Annotated in this window: 8 protein-coding genes; 4 read left to right on the forward strand and 4 right to left on the reverse strand. The window is 44.2% G+C overall.

The features are described from left to right. From AK965_RS11785 to AK965_RS11800, 4 genes are all read left to right on the forward strand, one after another. Nucleotides 1-555 carry a DsbE family thiol:disulfide interchange protein gene (locus AK965_RS11785; protein WP_099079798.1) on the forward strand — a complete coding sequence of 185 codons (555 nt, stop codon included), beginning with the start codon at nucleotides 1-3 and terminating at the stop codon, nucleotides 553-555. Continuing rightward, nucleotides 552-1,037 (forward strand): cytochrome c-type biogenesis protein, encoded by a 486-nt coding sequence (locus AK965_RS11790; RefSeq protein ID WP_099079799.1) that lies wholly within the window; start codon nucleotides 552-554, stop codon nucleotides 1,035-1,037. The genes AK965_RS11785 and AK965_RS11790 overlap by 4 nt, the downstream gene beginning before the upstream one ends. Further along, nucleotides 1,037-2,254 carry a c-type cytochrome biogenesis protein CcmI gene (gene ccmI / locus AK965_RS11795; RefSeq protein ID WP_099079800.1) on the forward strand — a complete coding sequence of 406 codons (1,218 nt, stop codon included), beginning with the start codon at nucleotides 1,037-1,039 and terminating at the stop codon, nucleotides 2,252-2,254. Before AK965_RS11790 ends, ccmI begins: the two co-directional genes overlap by 1 nt. A 134-nt stretch (nucleotides 2,255-2,388) precedes the next feature. Continuing rightward, complete coding sequence (locus tag AK965_RS11800) at nucleotides 2,389-3,168, forward strand: VacJ family lipoprotein (RefSeq protein ID WP_099079801.1); 780 nt, start codon at nucleotides 2,389-2,391, stop codon at nucleotides 3,166-3,168. Between the two features lie 73 nt (nucleotides 3,169-3,241). Here the strand turns inward: AK965_RS11800 and AK965_RS11805 are convergent, their stop codons facing one another. The 4 genes from AK965_RS11805 to AK965_RS11820 form a co-directional block, all read right to left on the reverse strand. Next, nucleotides 3,242-4,522 (reverse strand): outer membrane protein transport protein, encoded by a 1,281-nt coding sequence (locus AK965_RS11805; RefSeq protein WP_099079802.1) that lies wholly within the window; start codon nucleotides 4,520-4,522, stop codon nucleotides 3,242-3,244. Nucleotides 4,523-4,832: 310 nt separating this feature from the next. Further along, nucleotides 4,833-6,110 (reverse strand): outer membrane protein transport protein, encoded by a 1,278-nt coding sequence (locus AK965_RS11810; protein WP_099079803.1) that lies wholly within the window; start codon nucleotides 6,108-6,110, stop codon nucleotides 4,833-4,835. Nucleotides 6,111-6,408: 298 nt separating this feature from the next. Beyond that, complete coding sequence (locus tag AK965_RS11815) at nucleotides 6,409-7,140, reverse strand: DUF3379 domain-containing protein (RefSeq protein WP_099079804.1); 732 nt, start codon at nucleotides 7,138-7,140, stop codon at nucleotides 6,409-6,411. Next, entirely contained in the window at nucleotides 7,133-7,639 is a 507-nt protein-coding gene (locus AK965_RS11820; protein ID WP_253252692.1) for a sigma-70 family RNA polymerase sigma factor, read from the reverse strand. Before AK965_RS11820 ends, AK965_RS11815 begins: the two co-directional genes overlap by 8 nt. Between the last annotated feature and the right edge of the window lie 171 nt (nucleotides 7,640-7,810).

The raw sequence follows: 7,810 nt of genomic DNA on the forward strand, positions 1-7,810 counted from the left end.
ATGAATAAGAAAGTCTTATTTATCCCGTTGATTGCTTTCATGATTTTAGCGGGTATCTTTGCCACTCAGTTGGTGCGTAACCAAGGTGGCGATGATCCAACCAAGCTTGAGTCTGTATTGGTTGGTAAACCAGTACCTAAGTTTGATTTAGAGGACTTGGCGGAACCAGGCAAGCAATACGACCAGTCGATTTTTAAGGGTGAACCTTTGCTACTCAATGTTTGGGCAACGTGGTGCCCAACTTGTTACGCAGAGCACAAATACCTGAACGAATTGGCGGGCAAGGGCGTTAAGATCATCGGTATGAACTATAAAGATGATCGTAATAAAGCCATTGGTTGGTTGAACGACCTTGGCAACCCTTACCTCATTAGTCTATTTGATGGTAGTGGCATGCTAGGGTTAGATCTTGGCGTATACGGTGCACCAGAAACGTTTATTATTGATGCAAATGGTGTGATTCGTTACCGCCACGTTGGTGATGTGAACCCACGAAACTGGGCAGATACGCTAGAGCCGCTGTACAACAAGTTAGTTGAGGAGGCGAAGCAATGAAAAAGTTTATCTTAGCCGCTTTCGCCGCAATGACATTTTCGATTGCCGCTCATGCTGCGATCGAGGTGTATGAGTTCGACAACCTACAGCAAGAGCAGCAGTTCAAAGAGCTTGGGCACACCTTGCGCTGTCCTAAATGCCAGAACAACACCATTTCAGACTCTAACGCTGAACTCGCGCAAGACTTACGTAATAAGGTTTATGAAATGACCAAAGAGGGTAAGTCTAAAGACGAGATTGTCGATTACATGATTGCTCGCTACGGCAACTTTGTGACTTACAATCCTCCGTTTACTATGGCGACTGCCATTTTGTGGCTTGGGCCATTTGTGGTTGTTTTAGGTGGCTTTGGCTTGATCGTACTGCGTAGCCGAAAGTCAAAAACGCAGGCTGCACAAGATAGTGAAGAAGAATGGGACGCAGAAAAAGAAGCACGCCTAAAATCACTACTTGAAGAAGAGAATAACGGAGATAAAAAGTAATGACTCTATTTTGGATTGCTACCGTTGTTCTTACACTTGTCGCATGTGCACTGATTGCATTCCCGATCCTCAAGCAAAAAGCCAACAACGATGAAGTATTGCGTGATGAGCTAAACAAAGCGTTTTATAAAGACCGTCTTTCAGAGCTTGAAGAAGAAACCGACGAAGGTTTGGTTGAGAGCCAAGAGGATCTTATTTCTGATCTAAAGCAATCGCTATTGGACGACATTCCGGGTGAGAGTTCGCATAAAGAGACAACAGTTTCTCCGATGGCGGTTTTGATACCATCCGTGATTCTTACCGTGGTGATGAGCTATGGTCTGTACTACAAGTTTGGTGCATCTCAGGATGTGGTGCAGTGGCAGGAGGTGACATCAAACTTACCAGAACTCTCTAAGAAGCTGATGTCTGCATCATCGGAACCACTTAGTGAAGATGAAATGGCGGATCTCACGCTTGCATTGCGCACACGCCTGCATTACCAGCCAGAAGATTCCACGGGGTGGTTATTGCTAGGTCGTATTGCACTCGCAAATCGTGATGTGACAACAGCCATTGATGCAATGGAAAAGTCCTACAAGTTAGAACCGAAAAATCCAGATGTTCAGCTTGGCTATGCACAAGCATTGATGCTATCTCAGGATGATATGGAGCAAGCAACAGCACGTTCACTTCTCGGCAAATTGATGCAACAAGATTACGTCGATCTACGTGTGTTTTCTTTGCTTGCATTTGATGCTTTTGAGCGCCAGGATTTCCCGGCAGCAATTAAATACTGGGGCATCATGCAGCAGATGATTGGTCCAGAAGACAGCCGTTATGAAATGCTTGATCGAAGTATTGAAAGTGCTCGTAAACAAATGGGCGAGGCCGTTTCACCAGATAAGAGCGTTGCGGTAACCATTAATGTTGCGCCAGAGGTTCAACTTGATCCGAATGCGGTAGTGATTGTTTCAATCCACCGTGCTGATGGCTCTCCAATGCCAGTAGCCGCTGCTCGTTACCCTCTGGGGACTTTCCCTCGCACGGTAGTTCTAGATGACGGTAATGCGATGATGGAAGGCCAAAAACTGTCTTCTCTAGAGAAGTTGATCGTTCGTGTTCGCATTGACTCTGATGGCAACGTCGCAACACGTGACCAAGACTGGCACGGTGAGAGTGAAGTAGTGACATTTGGTCAGCCAGTGGAAGTCCTTATTGATAAACAGTATCAATAATACACAAGCGCTTCTGATATATGATACTCTGTGATTATCAAGGCAGATTTGTGGTATGACTACAAATGTTCGAGTAGAATGACGGAGGCCAGCATTAGCTGGCCTTTATTTTAATCGTCGTAATGGAACGCAGAATGTATAACAAGGGTAAATCTATCTTCTTGTTGCTGTTTGCAGTTGGACTGGTTGGTTGTTCAACGGCACCTGAACACGCAGTCACTGAAGAAAATCAAACGAATCAAACGACTTCTGATGTTTACGATCCGTTAGAAGGTTTTAACCGCGCGATGTGGGAAATCAATTACGAATACCTTGATCCGTATTTGGTTCGCCCAATTTCTCTTGCATATGTAGACTATACTCCTGTCCCTATTCGTTCCGGGATCGCTAACTTTTTGGCCAACTTAGACGAGCCAGCAAGCGTGGTCAATAACCTGATTATGGGGAACGGCACCAAAGCGGTGGATCACTTTAACCGCTTTTGGATTAACTCTACCTTCGGTGTTTTAGGGGTGTTCGATATTGCTACCGCCGCCGGTATCACCAAGTACGACAACAAAGCATTTAGCGACGCGGTTGGTCATTATGGTGTAGGTAATGGCCCATACTTTATGGTTCCGGGCTATGGCCCTTATACCCTGCGCGAAGTGACGGATACCGTTGATGGTATGTATGTGCCTTTGTCATACCTTAACTTTTGGGCTGGCCTCGGTAAGTGGGCACTAGAAGGGATGGAAAAACGCGCTTTGGTCGTTCCACAAGAAGCCCAACTTGAAGCATCGCCAGATCCATATGTGTTAACCCGTGATGTTTACTTGCAGCGCCAAGATTTTAAAGCGGAAATCACTACCACCGATGAAGTGGACGAAGACGAAGAAGCGTACTTGGACGAGTATCTAGAAGAAGATTTCTGATTACACAAAAAACGAATAAACAAAGGCTTAGCGTCCGCTAAGCCTTTGTTTTTATCAGTGAAATGTTTAAAAGTTAGAACTTGTAGTTTGCTTGAACACCGATCAGCCATACGCTGCCCGTTGTTTCACCAACAAATTTACCACCAATATCTTCCGCTTTATCGTCAGACTCGTAACCGCGAGACTCGGTGATAGGCGCATCTTTCGCGATAATGTAAGTAAAGCCAGCATCTAAGCTGAAGTCTTTAGTCCAATCGTAAGTTGCACCAATGCTTAACCATGTACGGTCGGTTTCTGGAATAGTAATAGTACGGTTCTTGTCGCTCACTGCAGAAGTGTCATACGCAATACCTGTACGAAGGGCTAGCTTAGATTGAATTTGGTAGGTAGCACCTACAGCAAAACGGTAGTTATCTTCCCAGTTTTCAACTTTAACCATTTGAGTGCCAGCAGTTTCCATGTGAGCTTCCAGCTTTTCGAAAGAACTCCAATTTGTCCAGTTGATACTGGCATGTAGAGCAAGTTGTTCAGTTAGATTATGGAAACTTGCTAGTTCTGCGGTTGCTGGCAGGCTTAGGTTCATGTAACCGTTGTCTCGACCTATTAAACCAAAGCCGATACCTTCAGCGTAGCCTTCTAGTTTTAAATCCACTTCAGATTTGTAGGTGAAACCAAGACGGTTATTGTCATTGATTTGCCAAGCTGTACCCACTTGCCAACCCCACGCGGTGTCATCACCTTCCATGTATTTTAAAGTGGTGCCTTGAGGCAATTGTAGGGCATTTACTTTTGGAGCTGTCGCACCAAAGCTACCTTCACCAATAATATAGCGGATCCCACCACCAATGCTTAGCTGTTCATTCAGTTTGTACGCTGCATTTAGGTTTGCTTCCATCGTAGTAACGCTTGCTTCATTACCGAAGTGAGCTGCACCGAAATCTTTGCCTAAATCGGTAGCCATACCGTAGTTGGTGCCAAATGCGAGGCCAATTGCTAGCTTGTCATTGTACTGATGAGAAAGGTAAAAATTAGGAATGATGGCATCGTGTGCAAAGTCTTCAGAAGATGCAGGAAGATTATCGCCGTAAAAATTTACGCTACCATCCACATCAATATTTGGGTTTACATAGATAGCACCAACAGACACCTGTGTACCTTCTAGGTAAGTCAGCATTGCAGGGTTGCGCCACTGTGAACTTGCGTTATCTGCCATTGCTGCTTCACCTGCGTACGCGCGGCCTAGACCTGTAGCAGAATATTCTGCAAGTTGGAAACCCGCCGCATTGGCGATGCCAGAGGTACTAAGTAGGCTGAATGCCACTGCTGTTGATAGGAGAGTCTTGTTGGTTTTCATTGTAATGTTCGCTGAGTTATTGATAACGTGGGCCGAAAGTTTACGCCTAGAGTGTTTACTTTAAAAATGAGATTCCGTAAATGGTTGTTTTTCGAAATATAAAACCATAAAAACTTAATTAACTAAGATATAAAACCAATAGTGAAGGGCGTGTGAATAAATTTCAGCGAACAGTTGTGAGGCATAAAGGTGGTTTTTGATTACACCTGTACGCTTAAATTTAGTGAATGGAAAGTGATAGATATGAAAAAAAGGCTGGAATTCCAGCCTTTTATATAGAGAGTGCTAATATTAGCTATCAGCGCTGCGCTTAGAAACTGCGGCTGTATTGTAAGCCGAATAGAATTGCGTCAGCACGAGTAGTTGCGTCAATCGTACTACCTAGACTAGAAGTCTCGCTTACTTTTACGTCTTTACCTAGCAAGTATGTAAAGCCGATATCAACATTTGACGCATTGTCGATGTGGTAAGTTGCACCTGCTGAGAACCATTGGCGATCTGAGTCAGGTACGGATACCGATGTTTTCTTGTCTTGGGCGCTTGTGTCGTACATGTAGCCAGTACGTAGTGTCCAGTCTGAGTTCATGTAGTAAGTACCACCGATTGCGTAGTGCCAACCGTCTTGCCACTTATATGTGTTAAATGTGTAATCACCGCCATTAACAGTACCATCTAGAGTTTCGAATGCACTCCAGCCAATCCATTGAACGCTGTAGTGTAACGCAAATTTGGTATCTTCGATTTTATGGTAACCAGAGAATTCTGCCATATCTGGTAGCGGTAGATTTAATTTACCATCAGAGTCTTTTTGACCAGCAGGAAGATATGTGATGTCACCATCAGCTTCAATCTCTGGGCTGTAACGGTAAGAGAAACCAAAGCGGTTGTTTTCATCTAGTTCAAATACAGTACCTAGATTGAAGCCAACGCCAAAACCTGCTGCATCTGCATCAAGTAGCGTTGTTCCTTTTGGTATTGCTGGAATGCCTTCGTCTAATGATGGTACGCCAAAGCCTAAATTACGCTCAAGCTTACCAGTACCGTAGACTAGATCGATACCAGCACCGAAGCTCCATTGCTCGTTTAGACGGTACGAACCAGCGATACCTACGTTTACACTTTTAACGTCTGTTAGGCCGCCAAACTCAGACCATTTTAGGTCGTCAGAGAATTCTGTTCTTGTACCGAAGTTAGAGTAGGCGTTGATACCCCAAGCGAACTTTTCGTTTACAGGAACAATAAGGTGAATGTTTGGTGCAACAGAGGTACTGCCAATATCATCATAATCTGTGTTGTCTCTTACCAAACCACCTAGTGCTTTGTAATTAACATTTTTTGCTGAGATATCTGTAGTAATTGTTTCAAAACCTAGCGACAGTTCCATTTTATCAAATAGCGCCATTGCTGCAGGGTTACGTGCCATTACCGCTGCATTGTCTGCGATTACCGCATCACCGGCGAATGCACGACCGACACCAGTCGCTGATTGTGCGTTTAGCTGGAAACCAGCCGCCATTGCTTGACTTGATGCCATTGCAACCGTCACTGCTAGGAGAGTCTTTTTAAACAGACGCGTATTCTGAGTCATTTTTTATTCCTTATAAGTTTCGTCTCTTTGGACGATAAGTTGAGCTTTTGCTCAGTGGCGCAGATAGTAGTATTAAGAGTGGACCATACAAATCCGACCATTGGATAAATTTGAATAAAAATTGCAGAAATGATGTCTAAATGTCGGGAAATTGCACCTAAAGTTCATAATTTAGAGTTATAACTCTAGGCTTGAGCTGTGTTGTGAATAGCGAGGTGGTAACTAATAATCAAAATGCCGCTAAATTTGTTGATTTAGCGGCATTTGCATGGGTATTGGTGCTTTATCGTCGAAGTTACTATATAGGTTGGATCCGTGGGGCAAGTTGGTTGGCAATAGCCTCGATGTCTTCACCCTTTTCACCGACGAGTATCATGCTTGCTTTACCAACCGGTTTCACAACGCCACTCATACCATCTTGATTAAAGTCCGTTGACTGTTCACTAGCAATGCCAGTAACAAATAAGGTGACTTTGCCGATTGCACCTTGGAATACCATGTGTAACGCATTGGATTCACCAAAACCACAGTGATTTAAGTAGTAGACGTGGTATGGGAACCCATCAGTAAACTGATAGTCAAATGGAGACATTTTGGCGTTAATTTGTGAGTTCGGGACATTTTCATTCAAGTGACGTATGAATGCCTCTTCGTGAGCCACGTGTTTCATGGCTGTCTCGGCCAAACTTGCTTGCGCGGGGGGGGCAATGATGTTGCCCCAGTTGAGCTGACCAATCAATAAGCCCGCAGTAAACGCGACAGAGGCCGCTAATGCCAAGGCTTTGCGTGCTAAGGTAGGCCTTATAACATTTTCATTACCAAGTGCGGTTGACGTTTGGCTAAACAAAATTTTGTCAGCCAAATCTTCTGGCACGTTGACATTCATTGCCTGTTTAATTTTTAGGTCGAGATCCAAAACGTCATCAACAAACTTACTGTTAGCATCATTCCTAGCTAAAGTTTGCAGAATCTCTTCATCTTTGTGTTTTGGATCCGACAAAATACGACGACGGAATTCTAAATCATCCATTTTTTTGCCCTCTTTGAGTATCTTGAGAATCCAACATCTCTTTAAGTTGATTGCGTGCGCGGAACAGTCGAGTCATCACCGTGTTCTTGTTGAGTTCTAGGATGTCACCGATCTCTTCGCCGCTGAAGCCACCAACAACCTGAAGGAACAGGGGTTCCCGATACTCGACATCCAGCTTCATGATTTGAGCTTGTAACCATTCCTGCTGATGATGAGGCTCATCGCTGACTTTGGCATCGTTGCCGTAGTCGTCGATATTCACTAAATCAAACTGTTTGCGCTCAAAGCGGCGCGCATTCTCTCGTCTTAATATCGTTATGAGCCAAGATTTAGCTGCCTTTTCATCTTGAAGACTATCGAGTGACTTCCACGCACGCAAACAGGTTTCTTGAACCAAATCTTCTGCAATCGCCTTATCTCTGCACAACCAGTAAGCGTAGCGGTACAAGTCCCTGTGATAGCCCCGAACAAGAGCTTCGTATTTTCTTTGTCTGTCCATATCAGAGTTGACCGGACTGTCGGAATTTTTCTTCCGTAATATTTTAAAAAGTGCCACAGGAGCCTAATGCCAGTCAGTTAAGCTGACTGGCTTTCTTTTTATTGGGGTATTTCTTTGCCTTTGCTTTTATTGCTCTCGGATATATCCGATCTTCTCGTTTAATGGGCAAGA

This window comes from Vibrio sp. PID17_43, from assembly GCF_002608565.1.
Classification (GTDB): domain Bacteria; phylum Pseudomonadota; class Gammaproteobacteria; order Enterobacterales; family Vibrionaceae; genus Vibrio.

Excerpts from the sequence above, each read along its gene's own strand:
- AK965_RS11810 (WP_099079803.1), bottom strand. The coding sequence starts at position 6,110 with ATGACTCAGAATACGCGTCTGTTTAAAAAGACTCTCCTAGCAGTGACG.
- ccmI (WP_099079800.1), top strand. The coding sequence starts at position 1,037 with ATGACTCTATTTTGGATTGCTACCGTTGTTCTTACACTTGTCGCATGT.
- AK965_RS11805 (WP_099079802.1), bottom strand. The coding sequence starts at position 4,522 with ATGAAAACCAACAAGACTCTCCTATCAACAGCAGTGGCATTCAGCCTA.
- AK965_RS11820 (WP_253252692.1), bottom strand. The coding sequence starts at position 7,639 with ATGGACAGACAAAGAAAATACGAAGCTCTTGTTCGGGGCTATCACAGG.
- AK965_RS11800 (WP_099079801.1), top strand. The coding sequence starts at position 2,389 with ATGTATAACAAGGGTAAATCTATCTTCTTGTTGCTGTTTGCAGTTGGA.
- AK965_RS11790 (WP_099079799.1), top strand. The coding sequence starts at position 552 with ATGAAAAAGTTTATCTTAGCCGCTTTCGCCGCAATGACATTTTCGATT.
- AK965_RS11815 (WP_099079804.1), bottom strand. The coding sequence starts at position 7,140 with ATGGATGATTTAGAATTCCGTCGTCGTATTTTGTCGGATCCAAAACAC.
- AK965_RS11785 (WP_099079798.1), top strand. The coding sequence starts at position 1 with ATGAATAAGAAAGTCTTATTTATCCCGTTGATTGCTTTCATGATTTTA.